Genomic DNA, 17,223 nt, shown 5'->3' on the forward strand with positions numbered 1-17,223 from the left:
CCCTATGCCTTCTCGACTTTCACCAGGAACGACTTGAACTCGGGGGTCTGCGAATTGCCATCGCCAACGATCGGCGTAAGCGTGTTCGCGAGGAACCCGGGTTTGGCCACCCCCTTGAAGCCCCAGTGAATCGGAATGCCCACATGGTGAATCGTCTTGCCGTCCACCTTGAGCGCCCGAATGCGTTTGGTCACGACAGCCTTGGCCTTGATGAAGCCCCGGTTGGACGACACCTTGACCGTGTCGCCCGCCACAATGCCGATTTCCTTCGCGAGCGCTTCGCCGATCTCGACGAACTGCTCCGGCTGGATGATCGAATTGAGCAACGCGTGCTTGGTCCAGTAGTGGAAGTGCTCGGTCAGACGGTAAGTCGTTGCCACGTAGGGGAATTTATCCGCCGTACCCATCGTTGCCAGATCGTCCGGAAAGACGCGGGCGCCCGGATTGCTGGTGGCCTTGGGCTGCTTCGGATGCAACGGGTTGTAGCCCAGCGGCGTCTCGAACGGCTCGTAGTGCTCGGGGAACGGCCCTTCGGCCATACCCGCCTTCGCGAAGAAGCGCGCCACGCCTTCGGGGTTCATGATGAACGGGCCCATGCCGCCGGCCGGATCTTCATCCACCTTGAAGTCGGGCACATCGGAACCCACCCACGCGCGGCCGTTCCACGAAATGAGCTTGTGCTTCGGGTTGAACGGCTTGCCCGCTACGTCGGCCGAGGCGCGGTTGTACAGAATGCGCCGGTTGGCCGGCCAGGCCCAGGCCCAGTTCAGCGTCTGGCCGATGCCGGTCGGATCGCTGTTGTCGCGCCGGGCCATCTGGTTACCCGCCTGCGTCCATGCCCCTGCGAAGATCCAGCAACCCGACGACGTGCTGCCGTCGTCCTTGAGTTCCGCGAAACCGGACAATTGCTCGCCGGCCTTGCGCGTGACCTTGGTCGGGTCCTTCGGATCGACGATGTCCTTGAGTGCTCGGCCGTTGTATTCCTTGGCGATTTCCTCCGGCGACGGGCTCGCCGGCTGTGCATACGGCCACGAGAGGTTGACGATCGGGTCGGGATACTTGCCGCCCTGCGTCTTGTACATCTCGCGCAGGCGCAGGAACAGCCCGCTCATGATCTCGATGTCGGTGCGCGCTTCGCCCGGCGGCTCAGCCCCCTTCCAGTGCCATTGCAACCAGCGGCCGGAGTTGACCAGTGCACCGTCTTCCTCGGCGAAGCAGGTCGTCGGCAGGCGGAAGACTTCCGTCTGAATCTTGCTGGAGTCGACGTTGTTGTGCTCGCCGAAATTCTTCCAGAACTCCGACGTTTCGGTCGCCAGCGGATCCATGACGACGAGGAACTTGAGCTTGGCAAGCGCCTGATCCCACTTGAACTTGCCCGGTGCAGCGGCGATCGGGTTGAAGCCCTGCGCGATGTAGCCGGTCATCTTCCCCTGGTTCATCAACTCGAGCACCTGCAGCAGGTCATACGGCTTGTCGAGCTTGGGGAGATAGTCGTAGCCCCAGTGGTTCTCGGCAGTCGCCGCATCGCCCCACCACGCCTTCATCAGGCTCACGTAGAACTTCGGATAGTTCTGCCAATAGCTGAGCTGGTTCGGACGTAACGGCTTTTGCGTGCGTGCCGTCAGATATTGCTCAACGCTCTGCTCGGCCTGCTTCGGCAAGGACATGTAGCCCGGCAACAGGTCGGTCATCAACCCCAGATCGGTCAGACCCTGGATGTTGGAGTGACCGCGCAGCGCATTCATGCCGCCGCCGGCCACACCGATGTTGCCCAACAGCAGTTGCACCATCGCGCCGGTGCGAATCATCTGCGAGCCGATGGAGTGCTGCGTCCAGCCCAACGCGTACATGATGGTCATGGTGCGCGTAGGCGTGGAGCACTCGGCAATCTGCTTGAAGATGTACTCGACCTTGTCTGCCGGTGTGCCGCACACCCGCTCGACCATATCGATCGTGTAGCGCGAGTAGTGCTGCTTCATCAACTGGAAGACGGTACGCGGATGTTGCAGCGTGGGGTCGGTGAGCACGAAGCCGTCCGCGCCCTTCTGGTAATCCCAGGAGCTGCGGTCGTAGGTGCGTTTCTCGGCGTTATAGCCCGAGTAGATGCCGTCTTCGAACGTGAACTCGTCTTTCACCAGGAAGGTGAAGTCGGTGTAGTTCTTGACGTATTCGTGCTGAATCTTGTCGTTCGTGAGCAGGTAGTTGATCAACCCGCCAAGGAAGACGATATCCGTGCCGGTACGAATCGGGGCGTAATAGTCCGCGACCGATGCCGAACGGTTGAAGCGCGGGTCAACGACGATCAGGCGCGCCTTGTTGTGCGCCTTCGCCTCGGTCACCCATTTGAAACCGCACGGGTGTGCCTCGGCGGCGTTGCCGCCCATGATAAGTACCAGATCCGCGTTCTTGATGTCGACCCAATGGTTCGTCATCGCTCCACGGCCAAACGTCGGGGCAAGACCTGCCACCGTCGGGCCATGTCAGACACGTGCCTGATTGTCGAATCCCAGCATCCCGGTACTGCGGATGACTTTGTGCGTGAGATAACCGACTTCGTTGCTCGACGCCGACGCGGCCAGCATGCCGGTCGTCGTCCAGCGGTTGACCGTCATGCCATCGTCGGTCTTTTCGACGAAATTGGCATCGCGATCCGCCTTCATCAGCTTGGAGATGCGATCGAGCGCGTCGTCCCAGGAGATGCGTTCCCACTTGTCGGAGCCCGGCTTGCGGTACTCGGGGTACTTCAGGCGGTTCGGGCTGTGGATGAAGTCGATCAGGCTGGCACCCTTCGGGCACAGCGTGCCGCGGTTGACCGGGTGATCGGGATCGCCTTCGATGTGGAAAACGCTTTTCTTCGCGTTCTTGGCACCGTCGCCGTAGCTGTACATGAGGATGCCGCAAGCGACGGAACAGTACGGACAGGTATTACGGGTTTCCGTCGCTCGCGCGAGCTTGAACTGGCGGACTTCTGCCAGCGCCGCGTCGGGCGCGAACCCGAGCATTGCCAGGCTGGACCCTGCCAGCGTTGCGCCACTCACTTTGAGAAACTGGCGCCTGGACATGTTTAGCATGGGGAATTCTCCTCAAATCTTTTGAATCTGTGCGGGAGTTTGTCGAGTATAGAGCAAACACATCATGTTTTCCGTGACTTAGCACAAATCGTGCCGCATCATGCGTTGAGCCTGACTTCGAGGGAACTTCCGTGCCAATTTGGTATTCTGAGCGTCACTTTGGTCGCGCCCCCCGGTAATGGACACATTGCCCCCAGAAGATGACGTGACGAACCTGATCGCCTGTCCGAACTGCGACACGCTGCATCGTCGCATGGACTTGCCGCCGCACGAGACTGCGCGCTGCGTGCGCTGCCATTCGGTTCTTTACCGCTCCCCCGATCTGCGCCTGTCGCGCGTGCTGGCGCTGACGGTGACCTGCCTGATCGTGTTCGCGATTGCGAATGCCTTCCCCATTGTCGAAATCGAGGTGCAGGGCATCTATACAGAGACCACCCTCGTGGGCGCCGCCTGGGCGCTCTACCGCGAGGGCATGTGGCTCGTCGCCCTGCTGGTCTTCGCCACGACCGTGCTGTTTCCCCTGTCGCAACTGCTCGCCCTGGTGCATCTGATCGCCCCGCTCTCGATGGGCCGGCGCCCTTACGCGGTCTTCGAGGTCATGCGGGCCATCGAATTCTGCCGCCCGTGGGGCATGATCGAAGTCTTCATGCTGGGCGTACTGGTTTCGCTGGTCAAACTCTCGGCCATGGCGAGCGTGCTGCCCGGCGTGGCGCTCTGGGCCTTCGGCGCCCTCACGATGCTGCTGGCACTGGTGCTGTCATACGACCTGCGCAATCTCTGGATCGTGATCGACCGCACGCCGGACCCGAACGCGGCCCGCGCCTCACAATCGCGGGTGGAGCAACGATGAAATACCTTTCCGCCAAGGATGCAGGCCTCGTGGCATGCCACGCGTGCGGACGGCTCTCGCGCGAAGTCAAGACCGTCGAAAAGGAGCGCTGCCCGCGCTGTGGCGCCGTTCTGCACCAGCGCAAGGTCGACAGTCTCGCCCGCACCTGGGCCTTGCTGATTGCCGCCGCGATCCTGTACATTCCCGCCAACGTACTGCCCATGATGCAGACACGCTCGCTGCTCGGAAACTCCAGCGACACCATCATGAGCGGGGTGATCTATTTCTGGACGAGCGGAGAATACGATCTAGCCATCGTCGTCTTCACGGCGAGCATTCTCGTCCCGATGCTCAAGCTCATTGCGCTGTCGCTGCTGTGCTTCACCGCGCAGCGCGGCACCGGCTGGAAACCCCATCAACGTACCAAGCTGTATCACATGGTCGAGTTCATCGGCCGCTGGTCGATGCTCGATGTCTTCGTCGTCGCGCTGATGGTCGCGCTCGTGAACATTCAATCGCTGGCCGTGATTCAGGCCGGCCCGGGCATCGTGGCCTTCGGCTCGGTGGTGGTGCTCACGATGCTGGCCTCCATGCAGTTCGACCCTCGCCTGATCTGGGATCAGATTCGAGACGACGATACCGAACAGGACGATCATGACTGACCCGAAAGATACCCAGGACCCGAAGGCTGCGCCGCCCCCCGGCGCCAACGAACTCCCCACGCCGGCCATCGAGCCGCGCAAGCGCTGGGCACCATCGCTCGTCTGGCTGATTCCGCTGGTGGCCGCACTCATCGGCCTGTCGCTCGTTGCCAAGGTGCTCATCGAGCGCGGGCCGAGCGTCGTCATCGACTTCAAGTCGGCCGAAGGCGTCGAAGCGGGAAAGACCAAGGTCAAGTACAAGGATGTCGACATCGGCACGGTCAAGAGCATCGAGCTGTCCGACGACCTGTCGCATGTGCGCGTGACCGTCGATCTGACCAAGAACGCGAAGAAGTTCGCCGTCAAAGACTCGCGCTGGTGGATCGTGCGTCCGCGTGTGGCCGGCGGCAGTGTCTCCGGTCTCTCGACGCTGCTCTCCGGGGCCTACATCGGCGCCGATGCGGGCAAGTCGGGCGACACCGCGAACCATTTCGTCGGCCTCGAGGTGCCGCCGGTCGTCTCTACCGGCCAGCCCGGCAAGCCATTCATCCTGCATGCCGCGGACATCGGTTCGCTCGACATCGGTTCGCCGATCTACTACCGCCGCATTCAGGTCGGACAGGTCGAAGCCTACTCGCTCGATCAGGATGGCAAGGGCGTGACGCTGCGCGTCTTCGTGCAAGCTCCTTACGATCAGTATGTCGGCTCCAATACCCGCTTCTGGCACGCGAGCGGCATCGATCTGCGGCTCGATTCGAGCGGTTTTCAGGTCAACACGCAGTCGCTGGCGTCGGTGGTCATTGGCGGGATTGCCTTTCAGGCACCGGGCGACGCGGGCGCTGGTGTGATGGCCAAGCCGGGTCAGGAATTCCGTCTCGCGCCAGATGAAACAACCGCCATGAAAGCGCCCGACACCCATCCGGTGACGGTCGTATTCCGCTTCCAGCAATCGCTGCGCGGTCTGGCCGTGGGCGCGCCGGTGGATTTCCGGGGCATCACGCTCGGCGAGGTGACGTCGATCGGCGTGGAGTTCGACCGGGCGAGCAAACAGATCAGCATGCCGGTGACGGTGCTGGTCTATCCCGACCGTCTGCGCCGCCGAGATCCGAAAAACAATCTCGAGCCCGGCGAGGACATCCGTCATCAGATTCTCGATGCGCTCGTGGCGCGCGGCCTGCGCGGCCAATTGCGCACGGGGAATCTGCTGACCGGTCAGTTGTATGTGGCGCTCGACTTCTTCCCGAACGCAAAGCCCGCGAAGGCCGAGCGCGTTGACGACGTGCTGGTCATGCCCACCGTGCCCAACACACTCGACCAGTTGCAGCTTCAGATCGCCGACATTGCGAGCAAGCTCGACAAGATTCCGTTCGACAGCATCGGACAGAGCCTCGACTCGTCGCTGCGCAAGCTCGACAAGACGCTCGATAGCGCGCAAGGTCTGTTCCGTCAGCTCGATGGCGAAATCGCCCCCGAAGCGAAGGCAACGCTGGGCGAAGCGAAGAAGAGCTTCGGCGCCGCCGAACGCACGCTCTCCGAAGACGCCCCGGTGCAGCAGGACGTCCGTCAGGCGATGCAGGAACTCACCAAGACCCTGCGCTCACTCAACACGCTCGCCGACTATCTGCAGCAGCACCCCGAAGCGCTGCTGCGCGGCAAACCGAAGGACCCGCAACCATGATGAGGCCCACCGAGATGATCCGCAGCCCGCGCCGCCATGCGACCCCGATGGCCGGTGCCGCCCTGGCCGCCCTCGCCTTGACGCTTGCCGGCTGCGCATCGTCGCCGTCGAGCTTCTACACCCTGACGGACACCAGCGGCGTCGCCACGTCAGGCAGCGCCACCACCGGTGCCAACGCGCCAGCCGCCCCCTACGCCATCGAAGTCTCGCCGGTGGCCGTGCCCGAGCAGGTCGATCGGCCGCAAATCGTCGTAACCCGGGGGGGCGGACGTGTCGACATTCTCGAGGAATCGCGCTGGGCCGCGCCGCTCAAGAACGAGTTGACGTCGACGATATCCCGCGACCTCACGCAGCGCCTCGGCGCCATGGACGTCTACGGGCTGCCGCGTGCCGACGGGCTTGCCGTGTACCGGGTATCGACATCGGTGCAGCGCTTCGAGTCCGCACCGGGCGAACAGGCCGCGCTCACCGCCGTGTGGAGTGTTCGCCGGGTACCGGGCGAGATCGTACTGACGTGCCGCTTTGCGGGGACGGAACCCGCCTCGGGCGGCGTCACCGAGGTGGTTGCCGCCCAACGCCGGCTCGTCGACCGGCTTGCGGACGGCATCGGCAACGCCATTGCCACCAGCGCGCAGGGCGCCACGCCGCGCTGCCAGGGCTAAGCTCACACGCCCCGCTCATCCGGCCCCCAAAAGAACGGCCGGCCTTGCCCCTAAGCAAGACCGGCCCGTTCACGTCGGGATCGGAGCATTCCCCCCGAAACGCCTCGTCCCACCGTCTTTACAACGTCATACTCAAGGCTCGCCACCAACGCGCGCCGGGTGCGCCAACACTCGCGCCGGGCAGCGAACCTGTCAGATATCGTAGTGCTCCGCCGCACGTCGCGCATTGGACTAAAGTCTCATGCGCAGCGGAATTTTCTATGGGAGACTCGGTTTTCGTCCGATGGCGGGCCATCCCGGTCAGCCCAGGCTTAACGCTGCCCTCCCGTGACACCACACGCTCCCGACACCGCTTCGCCTGTTTCGCCTATGTCGTCTGCTGTCCCGGCCCCCTCAGCGGCGTCCGCGACCCACGCGCCACCGGCCGACAACGTACCGACGGGGATGCATGCGAGCGACGTCTACGTTGCAAGGCTTGGTGCGCTGCGAGCCAACCTGCCCGTCTCGCTGGCCGGGTCGTTCCTGACGGTATGCCTGATCGTTGCGGTACTGCGCGAGGTATTCCCGTTGCGGGATCTGCTCATCTGGGCCACCGCGCAGGCTGCCCTGACCCTCTGGCGAGCCACCGCCCTGATCCACTATCCCGGTCTGTCGCGCAAGCAGGTAGGCCGCACCGTCCGGGCCGATACCCGGGGCATCGACGTCGCCGCCCTGCGGCGCTGGGACTGGCGCGTTCGCACCGGATCGCTGGCGGCTGGCCTGTTGTGGGGCATTCCTTACGCCTTCTGGCTCTGGCAAGCGCCGCCCCTCCATCAGATGTTCATGATCGTCGGCCTGCTCACGCTGGGCACAGGTGCCATTTACGCGTACTGCATTCACCCCCCCGTGCTGCTCGCGTTCGAAGTGCCCTATTACGCACCGAGCTTCGTTGCACTGGGCTTGCTGGGCGGCACGATTCCGACAACGCTGGCCCTTGCCGGCGTGGTGTACCTGGGCGTGACGTTTGCGTTCGCGTATCGGATGTACCGCACGCAGATCGACTCGCTGTCGATGCGTTTCGAAAACGACGACCTCATGGCGCGACTGGCCGTCGAGCGTGACACCGCCGAGCGCAGCAATCTGGCGAAATCGCGATTTCTCGCCGCCGCGAGTCACGACCTGCGCCAGCCGGTGCATGCGTTGAGCCTGTATGTCGGTGTGCTGCGCGAACAACAACTCAACGCCCGCAGCCGTCAACTCGTCGATCACATCGGCCGGGCAACCACCGCCATGGGCCAACTCTTCGACGGCCTGCTCAACATCTCACGACTTGACGCGGGCGTGATCCAGCCCAAGCCGCGCGTGCTGCGTCTGGCCCCGGTCATCGAACAGCTTCAACTGGAATACGCACCGCAGGCCGCCGCAAAAGGCTTGATCCTGCGCGTTCATCGCACGCGCAGCGGCGACACGCTGGCAGTCCGTTCGGACCCGGTGCTGCTCGAGCGTATTCTGCGCAATCTGCTGGACAATGCCATTCGCCACACCCCCAAAGGCGGCGTGCTGATCGGCTGGCGCAGACGCCACCAGACCGTGCGTATCGAGGTATGGGATACCGGTGTGGGCATTGCCGATGCCGACCTGGACAAGATCTTTCTGGAGTTTCATCAGGTCGGCAATCCCGAGCGCGACCGCTCGAAGGGACTCGGACTGGGTCTCGCCATCGTGCGACGCACCGCCGACCTGCTCGGCCACCCGCTGACGCTGCGCTCCGTCACGGGACGTGGCAGCGTCTTCGCGCTGACGGTGCCCCTCGCCGACGCCCACGCGGCCCGCCAGCCGCTCGATCCGGCCCCGGCGCCATCGATGCCCGCGCGCAGCGAAGCGGCGGCGTCTCGGCCGCTGGTATGCGTGATCGAAGACGATACCGAGAACCTCCACGGTCTTTGCCTGCTGCTGGATGCCTGGGGCTATCGCACCGTGGCCGGGAGCAGTGGCGACGAGATCGTATGCGCCGCCGTCGCGGCGCAGGCCAAACCCGCGTTGATCGTCAGCGACTTCCGGCTACGCGAGCATGAGACCGGCATCGATGTCATTGACCGGTTGCATGAGGAATTTGCCGACGACACCATTCCGGCGATTCTGGTGAGTGGGGATACCGACCCGCAACGGCTCATCGAGGCTTCGGCGCGCGCCTGGCCCCTGCTGCACAAACCGGTGGATGCCCAGTTGCTGCGACGGACGATCGAGCAAGTCCTTGATGCTGCGGGCAACGGGGTTGGGTAGCTTGCGACGGGTTGCACTCAGGCGGGTTTGCCCAGCAGTCCGCCGCGACGCGCCAGCGAGGCCGCTTGCGTTCGATTGAGTGCGCCCAGCGCGCCAAGTACCGCCGACACATGCGCCTTGACGGTCTTTTCGGTCATCCCCAGTCGAGCAGCGATCTCACCGTTGCGCAAACCGTCGCAGACCAACACGAGCACCTCGCGCTGACGCGGCGTCAATGTCGCCAGCCGTTTTGCCACCGACATGTCGTCATCCTGAGCGTCGCCCCCGCCTCCCGAGCGCTCGCCATCGTCAACCGCCAGATCCCCCGCGTCCTGCCAGGGCGACAGATAGCGCTCGCCGCGCAAAACGGTCTGCAGGGCATCGAGCAGTGTCCGGCTGTCGGCCGACTTGTGGACAAAACCATGGGCACCGGCCGCGAACGCCGAACGCACATCCTGCCGGTCTTCGGAAGCGGAAATCACGAGCAGGCGCAGATCGGGGCGCACGGCACGAAGGCGCCCGAGCAGCGCGGCGCCGGCCAAGTCCGGTAAATAGTAGTCCGCCATGACGGCGCGCACGTCGGGGCGTGCGTCCAGTGCAGCGACCGCCTGCGCACCGCCGGCAAATGCTTCGAAATCCAGTTCCGGCGCGGCCGCACACAGCGCGAGCAGCAAGCCTTCGCGAAACATCGCATGGTCATCGATCAGGAAAACGGTCGGCACTTTGGGGGGCGCTCACGGGCGTAGCGGGGGTTGGCGGTGCGGCCGATTATGTCGCATTACTGACCAAAAGTCGTGATTTCGCTTCCGAGCGAACGCCACGATTCTCGCCAGCCGCCAACATCGCGCCCGGAAGGGGTGCATACGCCGTCCGACAGAAATGCGAAAGGTCAGGAAAATCCCGATGCCCCTGACGGGCATTACGGATTGCGCAATCGATTACGAGATGTTTAAGATGTTCGAGACCTCGCGGCGTCAGCGATCCTCAAGAGATGGCCGCCGACGGGGCGTCATTACTCGAATATTGGAGACAAGACATGCCCAGCCTCACCGGCCACCTGCGCCGTGCGATTGCCGTCGCCGCTTCCTGCGCCTTCACCGCCCTCGCCGTCGTCCCGCCCTCGGTCCATGCTGCCCCGGCCGCCATCTCAGACGGCGTGGTGAAGATCGGCGTGCTGACCGACCTGTCCGGCGTGTCGAGCGACAACGCGGGCAAGGGCAGCGTACTGGCCGCCACCATGGCCATCGACGACTTCTCGCGCGACCATAAAGTGCTGGGCGCACCGATCGAATTGATCTCCGCCGATTCGCAGGGCAAAACCGATACCGGCGCGACCATCGCTCGCGAGTGGTACGACCGGGGCAAGGTCGACATGATTACCGATCTCACGTTCTCGAACGTCGCCCTTGCGGTCGATCGCATTGCCGACGAAAAGAAAAAGATCGCGCTCGTGACCGGCGCCGGGTCGTCCGCCATCAGCAACGAACAATGCACGGCGCATAGCGTGCAATGGATGTACGACACTTACGCGCTCGCGAATTCGACCTCGCAGGCGCTGCTGCGTCGCGGCCTCAAGTCGTGGTACTTCATCACCGCCGACTACGCGTTCGGTCAGGCGCTGGAGAAGGACGCCAGCGAAATTCTCACGCGTCAGGGCGGCAAGGTCGTCGGCTCGGTAAAGCACCCGGTGAACTCGCCCGATATGTCGTCGTATCTGCTGCGCGCGCAGACGTCCGGCGCACAGGTCATTGCGTTGGCGAACTCGGGCACGGACACGCTCAACACCGTCAAGCAGGCGTCGCAGTTCAACATGATTCAGGGGGGCAAGCAGGTCTTCACACCGCTGCTGTCGTTGATCACGGAAGTCCATGGCATGGGCTTGAAGAACGCGCAAGGCATGATCCTCACCAACGGCTTCTACTGGGATCAGGACGAGCGCTCGCGCGCCTTCGCGCAGCGCTTCCATGCGCAGCACAAGAAGATGCCGACGATGATGCAGGCCGCCGTCTATTCCGCGGTGCTCAACTATCTGAAGGCCGTGCAGGCCGCCGGTACCGATGACGCCGACGCCGTCATGGCTAGGCTCAAGTCGATGAAGATCGACGATCCGGTGATCCGCAACGGCCAGATTCGCGCCGACGGCAAGCTGGTCCACGACATGCTGCTGGTGCAAGTCAAGACACCGGCCGAGTCGAAGTCGGAATGGGATCTGTACAAGATCATGGAGACGATTCCGGCCGACAAGGCGTTTGCCCCATTGGCCGAATCCAAGTGTTCGCTGGTGAAGAAGTAAGCCGCGCCCTCAGCGCTTGAGATCGGTGGCAGACGCACTGGGCGTCTCGCCACCGTCGGTGGCTGCGCTCGCCGCCGGATCCTCCACGCGACGAAACACGAGTGCCGAGGCGAGCGTAATCAGGCCCACGCAGACGAACGTCATGCGAAAACCCGCCACGGTGCCGCCCCCCCCTACCGCCCCCGCCTGCCCGGCCAGATGACCGAACAGCGCCAGCAACTGGCCGCCGATGGTCACCCCCAGCCCGAGCGCCAGCATCTGCGCCATCGAGAACAGGCCGTTGCCGGCACTCGCACGACGCGCGCCGAGGTCCTTGAGCGTCACGCTGTTCATCGCGGCGAACTGCATCGAGTTCGCGCCGCCGAACACGGCCAGTTGCACCAGTCCCAGCCACACTGGCCAGCCCGGACCAAAGAGCGCGAAGCTCGCGATCGAGCCACCGACGACCGCCGTGTTGACCATCAGAAAACGCGTATAGCCGTGACGTTGTACCAACGGCGTGACCATGCGCTTGACCACCACGCCCGCCAGGGCGACCGGCAACATCATCAGCCCCGAGGCGAGCGGGCCGTAGCCCATGGCCACCTGCAGCAGCAACGGCAACAGGAACGGTACCGCGCTGCTGCCGATACGGGCGACGAGATTGCCCAGCAGGCCAAGACTGAAGCTGCGTGTCTCGAAGAGTTCCAGCGGGAACAGCGGCGCGGCGCGACGCCGGGCATAGGGCCAGTACCCCAGCGTGGTGACGGCACAGAGCAATGCCAGCCCTAACGACACGCCCCATCCCGTATCCGAAAACGGATGATCGAGCGCCAGCGTGAACGACACCATCGCGACCGAAAGCAAGGCAAACCCCATCCAGTCGAATCCGGTGTCAATCACCTCATCCTGAGTGGGACGCGGCAGGTAGTGCCGCACCGCCAGACTGCCGATGACGCCGATTGGCACATTGATGAGAAAGATCCAGTGCCACGAGGCGGCCTGCACGAGCCAGCCGCCGAGCACCGGACCGATCATCGGCCCCACCTGCCCGGCAATCGACACGAAGGCAAGCGCGGCGAGATATTCGCCGGCCGGAAACGTGCGCAGCACGGCCAGACGCCCAATCGGCAGCAGCATCGAACCGCCAGCCCCCTGCAAGACCCGCGCAAGCACCAGTTGCGGCAGCGTGTGCGCCATTGCACAGCAAATCGAGCCGAGGACGAACAGCAGAATCGCCACGAAGTAGACACGACGCGTACCGAACCGGTCCGCCAGCCAGCCGGACGCCGGGGTCAGCATGGCCATCGTGAGCGAATACGAGACCACCACCGGCTGCATGCGCAACGGGTTCTCGCCAAGACTCGCCGCCATGGCAGGCAGCGCCGTGTTGACAATGGTCGTGTCCAGCGCCTGCATGAAAAAACCCGCCGCGACGATCCATAGCAGGGCGGTAAGTGTCTTGTCTTGCTTCATGCGGCACGTTGGCGAGGCAGGGCGGCGAGGCCATGCCTGCTTGAAGAATTAAGCGAAAGCAGAATTCTAGCGCGCCTGGCCTGACCGAATGATGCGAATCTTGCATCGGCCGGCCATGCCAAACCGCTCAGGCGGTCGTGTCGACGTTCGTGCCTTTCGCCTTGGTCGGGTCCATCAGCGCGAGAATCTGCGCCTGAATCGACATCGCCTGCGCGGACAACGCCGTCGTCTGCTGGAGCTTGTCTTCCGGCGGGAGCCGATCGTTGTTGCGTACCGCGTCCAGCTGGGCCATGACCTTTGCCAGCATCGCCTTGAGCTTCCTGATCGTCTCGTTCACGATGGCATCGCCGCCGACGGCGCCGTCCCCCCCACTTACCGCCTTGCCGGTCTGCTTGGCGCCATCCCTGGCGGCACGCACCAGATCGACCATATGGGTATCGATACGGCGCGAGCCCGTCTCGTTGCTTGTGCTGGCGTCGCTGCCGCTGCTGTCGGACGCATTGGCTGCATTGGCTGCATTCGACGAATTTACCGAATCCGACGACTTTGCCGCAGGGGATGCGTCCGGGGCACTGACTGACGCGGCGGTTCTGGCCACATTGGCCGTCGCCTGCGCCTTTTCGGCTTGTTGCTGTCGGATATGCGATTGCCAGACGTCCAGCAAGTTGGACGACGCGCTTCCCTTCGTGGGGATGATGATGGTCATAGGAACCGGGGGCTCGGCAAAAGAGAAAATTGTAAGGATTCGAAAGTATTTACGGCAATCCTCACGACTTCCTTGAGCCGGTTCCGGCCACCGGCACAACGGACAGGCCACCAGCGGCAGGACCAACGAGGGGCCGTGCGGCGCACGCCGCAGCGGCCCCTCCCGCCCTGCGTCAGGCCCGGGCGGTGCGATAGCCCACGTGTTCGAAGCGGGCTTCGTCTTCGGCCGCGCGTTCTTCTGCGGCGTCGTCTGCACGATCGTCGTCGGCCAGCGCTTCGAGGCGAATCGCGGCGTGCACGAGCGCAATGTGCGAGAACGCCTGCGGGAAGTTGCCGACCTGACGCCCGTGATGGGTGTCGTACTCCTCCGCTAGCAGCCCCACGTCGTTGCGCAACGACAACAGCCGCTCGAACAATTTTCTGGCGTCTGCCTGACGGCCGATCATCACCAGACAATCGACCATCCAGAAACTGCAAGCGAGGAACGCGCCCTCGCCCGCCGGCAAACCGTCGTCGACGCGGCTCGTGCGATAACGCTGTACCAGTCCGTCGCGCATCAGTTCACGCTCGACCGCTTCGATGGTGCCGATGACGCGCGGATCGTCAGCCGGCAGGAAACCCACCAGCGGAATCATCAGCACGCTCGCATCCATCTCCGGCGAACCGTAGGCCTGCATGAACGCATTGCGCTCCTTGTCGAAGCCGTGGGTGCACACGTCGGCGTGAATCTCCCTGCACAGGCTGCGCCAGCGATCGATCGGGCCGGGCAATCCGAAACGCTCGGCCGACTTGATCGCGCGATCGAACGCGACCCACGCCATCACTTTCGAATACGTGAAGTGCTGACGACCGCCGCGCACTTCCCAGATGCCCTCGTCCGGTTTGCGCCAGACGGTTTCAAGATGGGCCACCAGCTTCGTCTGCACTTCCCATGTCGCGTCGTCGGGCCGCAGACCGCCCAGACGGGCCTGATGCAGGGCATCCATGACCTCGCCGTAGACGTCGAGTTGCAATTGTCCAACCGCTCCATTGCCCACACGCACGGGCTTCGCCCCTTCGTAGCCGGGCAGCCAGTCGACCTCCCATTCGGGAAGGCGTCGCTCGCCCGAGAGCCCATACATGATCTGCACCTGCGACGGCGCGCCTGCCACGGCACGCACCAGCCAATGGCTCCAGTCGCTCGCCTCGGTGTAGTAGCCACCGAGCATCAGCGCTTGCAAGGTCAGCGTGGCATCTCGTAACCAGCAATAGCGGTAGTCCCAGTTCCGCTCGCCACCGAGTTGCTCTGGCAGCGATGTGGTCGGCGCGGCCACCACACCGCCCGTCGGCACAAAAGTGAGCGCCTTGAGCACAATGAGCGAGCGGCGAATCGCCTCGGCCCAGCGGCCGTCGAGCTGACAACGGTTGGCCCAGGTGCGCCAGTAACGCTCCGTATCGGTGAGCGCGGCGAGCGGATCGATCGCGCGCGGATCGGCGTGATGCGACGCCACGCGCGAGAGCACGAACGGCACGGTGTCGCCGGCCTTCACGTCGAATCGTGCACGCAGACTGCCCGGCACGTCCTGAATCTCGACCGGTGTGCGTATGACCACCTTATCGGGGCCGGCGATGAGCCGCATGCCCGGCCCGGTCGGATCGTCACTGTCGAGCGGACGCGCCCAAGGCACCGACGCGCCGTAGTCGAAACGCAGGATCAGCTCCATCGACATCGAAACGGTGCCGTGAATGCCCCTGACCAGCCGCACCAGATCGGCCGCCCCGTCGCGCAACGGCATGAAGTCGATCACGGCAACGCAGCCTTCCACCGTCTCGAAACGGGTTTCGAGAATCAGCGTGTCGTCGTGATAGCGGCGCGTGGTAGTCGCGCGGGGATCGTCGGGAGCGAGTTTCCATCGGCCATGCTCGGGGCCACCGAGAAGCGCAGCGAAGCAGGCAGGGGAATCGAAATAGGGCCAGCAGAGCCAGTCGATCGAGCCGTCGCGCGCGACGAGCGCGGCGCTGCGGCAATCGCCAATCATTGCGTAATCTTCAATACGTGCCGGCATGCTCACCTCGCGAGAAGGGGAGGAACGGTGCCCCCGGCTGCCGTCGCGAACACGGCGCAGGGAGAGGGGACGCGTAGGACGCGGGAGTCGCTGGATACGCGAGCGCGTGAAGCCCTATGGTACGCGCGTCGCCGGTACGCGGCCATCGGGCAAATGGCGGGAAGTGTGGGTGGCCGGGATTGCTGCCGGCGTCTCTGCCGATACTGCTTCCAAACGTCATGCATTCCCTCCTTGCGACGTTGCCGTCGTGTCAGGTTGATCGGTGGCCAGTCATGCACCCGTCTCAAAACCGACCGGCCACCGGGAGGGAAGTTCTACGCAATTTGCGAAGACGCGGGGAATCCGCATCGCCGCCGCGACACATACGTCATGCGCTCGCCTGTGCCGACGTCTCCAACGCATGCACCGCCCCCTGCGCGATCAGGTCGCGGACCTGCCGAGCATCGAAGCCATACTCGCCCAGCACGTCGTAGGTGTGCTCGCCCAGACGCGGCGCGGGACCGCCCGTGCACTTCGGCGTTTCGGAGAAGCGGATCGGCAGGCCGATGCTGCGCGTCGGACCGTCCAGCGGATGCACGGTCTGCACCACCATCTCGCGCGCCACGATCTGCGGGTGCGACACCGCATCGGAGATCGGCAGCACCGGGCCGACGGGCAGGCCGACCGCATCCAGACGCTCGACCCAGTTCTGCGTGGTGTCGCGCGTGAGATACGTGGTGAGTCGCTCGACGAGTTCGGCGCGGTGTGCAGTGCGGCCAGCATTCGTGGCGAAGCGCGGGTCGCCGGCGATCTCGGGCGCGTCGAGCACCTGAAGCAGACGCTCGTAGTTCGCCTGATTGGCCGCACCGATGTTGATCCAGCCGTCTTGTGTGCGAAACGCCTGATAGGGAGTGCTCGTGGGATTCGCCGAGCCGAGTTTCGGCGGATTCTCACCGCTTGCGAAGAAATTGGCAGCGGCCCAGTACATCTGCTGAAAACCCGCTTCGAGCAGCGACGTATCGACAATCTGGCCCTGCCCCGTGCGCAGTCGATGCGCATAGGCAGCCGAAATACCGAGCGCCGCCAGAATGCCCGCGTTGATGTCCGCAATCGGCGAGCCTGCCTTGATGGGCGCCTGCCCCGGCTCGCCCGTCACGCTCATCAACCCGGAGAGTCCCTGCGCGATCAGATCGAAGCCGCCTTTGTCCGCATACGGGCCTGTGCGACCGTAGCCGGAGATGCAGCAGTAGATCAGACCGGGGTTCGTTTCGCGCAGCGTTTCGTAGCCGAGGCCGAGCTTCTCCATGGTTCCCTTGCGGTAGTTCTCGGTCACCACGTCTGCGCTCACAAGCATCTTGCGCAGTACCGCCTTGCCACCGTCGGTCTTGAGGTTGAGCGCGATGCCGCGTTTGTTGCGATTGAGCATCATGAACGACGCCGATTCACCGTGCGGGAGAATCGGGGCGAAACGACGCGCATCGTCCCCTTCCATCTTCTCGACCTTGATGACGTCGGCGCCCATGTCCGCGAGCATCATGCCGCACACCGGTCCCGACATGATGTGCGACAACTCGATCACCTTGACGCCCTGCAACGGCCCTGCCTTCTTCTCGGGATGGGTCAT

Annotated in this window: 12 protein-coding genes; 6 read left to right on the top strand and 6 right to left on the bottom strand. The window is 64.0% G+C overall.

The window, feature by feature from the left end; genetic code table 11:
• Window positions 1–2: 2 nt before the first annotated feature.
• Entirely contained in the window at window positions 3–3,071 is a 3,069-nt protein-coding gene (gene fdnG, locus PI93_RS19905) for a formate dehydrogenase-N subunit alpha (RefSeq protein ID WP_144400526.1), read from the bottom strand.
• A 205-nt stretch (window positions 3,072–3,276) separates the two neighbouring features.
• Between fdnG and PI93_RS19910 the strand changes: the two genes are divergently transcribed.
• The 5 genes from PI93_RS19910 (at window position 3,277) to PI93_RS19930 (ending at window position 9,143) form a co-directional block, all read left to right on the top strand.
• On the top strand, window positions 3,277–3,921 hold the full coding sequence (locus PI93_RS19910) for a paraquat-inducible protein A (protein ID WP_224785804.1): 645 nt from the start codon (window positions 3,277–3,279) through the stop codon (window positions 3,919–3,921).
• On the top strand, window positions 3,918–4,562 hold the full coding sequence (locus tag PI93_RS19915; protein WP_039375107.1) for a paraquat-inducible protein A: 645 nt from the start codon (window positions 3,918–3,920) through the stop codon (window positions 4,560–4,562). Before PI93_RS19910 ends, PI93_RS19915 begins: the two co-directional genes overlap by 4 nt.
• Window positions 4,555–6,219, top strand: a complete 1,665-nt coding sequence (locus PI93_RS19920) for a PqiB family protein (RefSeq protein WP_039375106.1) — start codon at window positions 4,555–4,557, stop codon at window positions 6,217–6,219. The genes PI93_RS19915 and PI93_RS19920 overlap by 8 nt, the downstream gene beginning before the upstream one ends.
• On the top strand, window positions 6,216–6,881 hold the full coding sequence (locus PI93_RS19925) for a PqiC family protein (RefSeq protein WP_080759483.1): 666 nt from the start codon (window positions 6,216–6,218) through the stop codon (window positions 6,879–6,881). The genes PI93_RS19920 and PI93_RS19925 overlap by 4 nt, the downstream gene beginning before the upstream one ends.
• Before the next feature lie 369 nt (window positions 6,882–7,250).
• Window positions 7,251–9,143, top strand: a complete 1,893-nt coding sequence (locus PI93_RS19930; protein ID WP_039375102.1) for an ATP-binding response regulator — start codon at window positions 7,251–7,253, stop codon at window positions 9,141–9,143.
• A 17-nt stretch (window positions 9,144–9,160) separates the two neighbouring features.
• Here the strand turns inward: PI93_RS19930 and PI93_RS19935 are convergent, their stop codons facing one another.
• The gene (locus PI93_RS19935; RefSeq protein ID WP_080759482.1) at window positions 9,161–9,844 is read right to left on the bottom strand and encodes a response regulator; all 684 of its coding nucleotides are present in this window, start codon (window positions 9,842–9,844) and stop codon (window positions 9,161–9,163) included.
• A 314-nt stretch (window positions 9,845–10,158) separates the two neighbouring features.
• On the opposite strand from PI93_RS19935, the gene PI93_RS19940 reads away from it, so the two are divergent.
• Window positions 10,159–11,415 (top strand): ABC transporter substrate-binding protein, encoded by a 1,257-nt coding sequence (locus PI93_RS19940; RefSeq protein WP_039375099.1) that lies wholly within the window; start codon window positions 10,159–10,161, stop codon window positions 11,413–11,415.
• 9 nt (window positions 11,416–11,424) lie between these two features.
• Here PI93_RS19940 and mdtD read toward each other — a convergent pair whose 3' ends face one another.
• The 4 genes from mdtD to PI93_RS19960 form a co-directional block, all read right to left on the bottom strand.
• The gene (gene mdtD, locus PI93_RS19945) at window positions 11,425–12,870 is read right to left on the bottom strand and encodes a multidrug transporter subunit MdtD (RefSeq protein WP_039375097.1); all 1,446 of its coding nucleotides are present in this window, start codon (window positions 12,868–12,870) and stop codon (window positions 11,425–11,427) included.
• A gap of 127 nt (window positions 12,871–12,997) precedes the next feature.
• A complete protein-coding gene (locus tag PI93_RS19950; protein ID WP_039375095.1) occupies window positions 12,998–13,576 on the bottom strand; it encodes a hypothetical protein in 579 nt (192 codons plus the stop codon).
• Between the two features lie 172 nt (window positions 13,577–13,748).
• Entirely contained in the window at window positions 13,749–15,620 is a 1,872-nt protein-coding gene (locus PI93_RS19955; RefSeq protein WP_039375093.1) for a glycoside hydrolase family 15 protein, read from the bottom strand.
• Between the two features lie 367 nt (window positions 15,621–15,987).
• Window positions 15,988–17,223 carry a CaiB/BaiF CoA transferase family protein gene (locus tag PI93_RS19960; RefSeq protein ID WP_039375091.1) on the bottom strand — a complete coding sequence of 412 codons (1,236 nt, stop codon included), beginning with the start codon at window positions 17,221–17,223 and terminating at the stop codon, window positions 15,988–15,990.

The sequence above is a fragment of the Pandoraea fibrosis genome (assembly GCF_000807775.2).
Classification (GTDB): Bacteria; Pseudomonadota; Gammaproteobacteria; order Burkholderiales; family Burkholderiaceae; genus Pandoraea; species Pandoraea fibrosis.

Excerpts from the sequence above, each read along its gene's own strand:
- PI93_RS19915 (WP_039375107.1), top strand. The coding sequence starts at position 3,918 with ATGAAATACCTTTCCGCCAAGGATGCAGGCCTCGTGGCATGCCACGCG.
- PI93_RS19920 (WP_039375106.1), top strand. The coding sequence starts at position 4,555 with ATGACTGACCCGAAAGATACCCAGGACCCGAAGGCTGCGCCGCCCCCC.
- PI93_RS19925 (WP_080759483.1), top strand. The coding sequence starts at position 6,216 with ATGATGAGGCCCACCGAGATGATCCGCAGCCCGCGCCGCCATGCGACC.
- PI93_RS19930 (WP_039375102.1), top strand. The coding sequence starts at position 7,251 with ATGTCGTCTGCTGTCCCGGCCCCCTCAGCGGCGTCCGCGACCCACGCG.
- PI93_RS19940 (WP_039375099.1), top strand. The coding sequence starts at position 10,159 with ATGCCCAGCCTCACCGGCCACCTGCGCCGTGCGATTGCCGTCGCCGCT.
- mdtD (WP_039375097.1), bottom strand. The coding sequence starts at position 12,870 with ATGAAGCAAGACAAGACACTTACCGCCCTGCTATGGATCGTCGCGGCG.
- PI93_RS19950 (WP_039375095.1), bottom strand. The coding sequence starts at position 13,576 with ATGACCATCATCATCCCCACGAAGGGAAGCGCGTCGTCCAACTTGCTG.
- PI93_RS19955 (WP_039375093.1), bottom strand. The coding sequence starts at position 15,620 with ATGCCGGCACGTATTGAAGATTACGCAATGATTGGCGATTGCCGCAGC.
- PI93_RS19960 (WP_039375091.1), bottom strand. The coding sequence starts at position 17,223 with ATGACCCATCCCGAGAAGAAGGCAGGGCCGTTGCAGGGCGTCAAGGTG.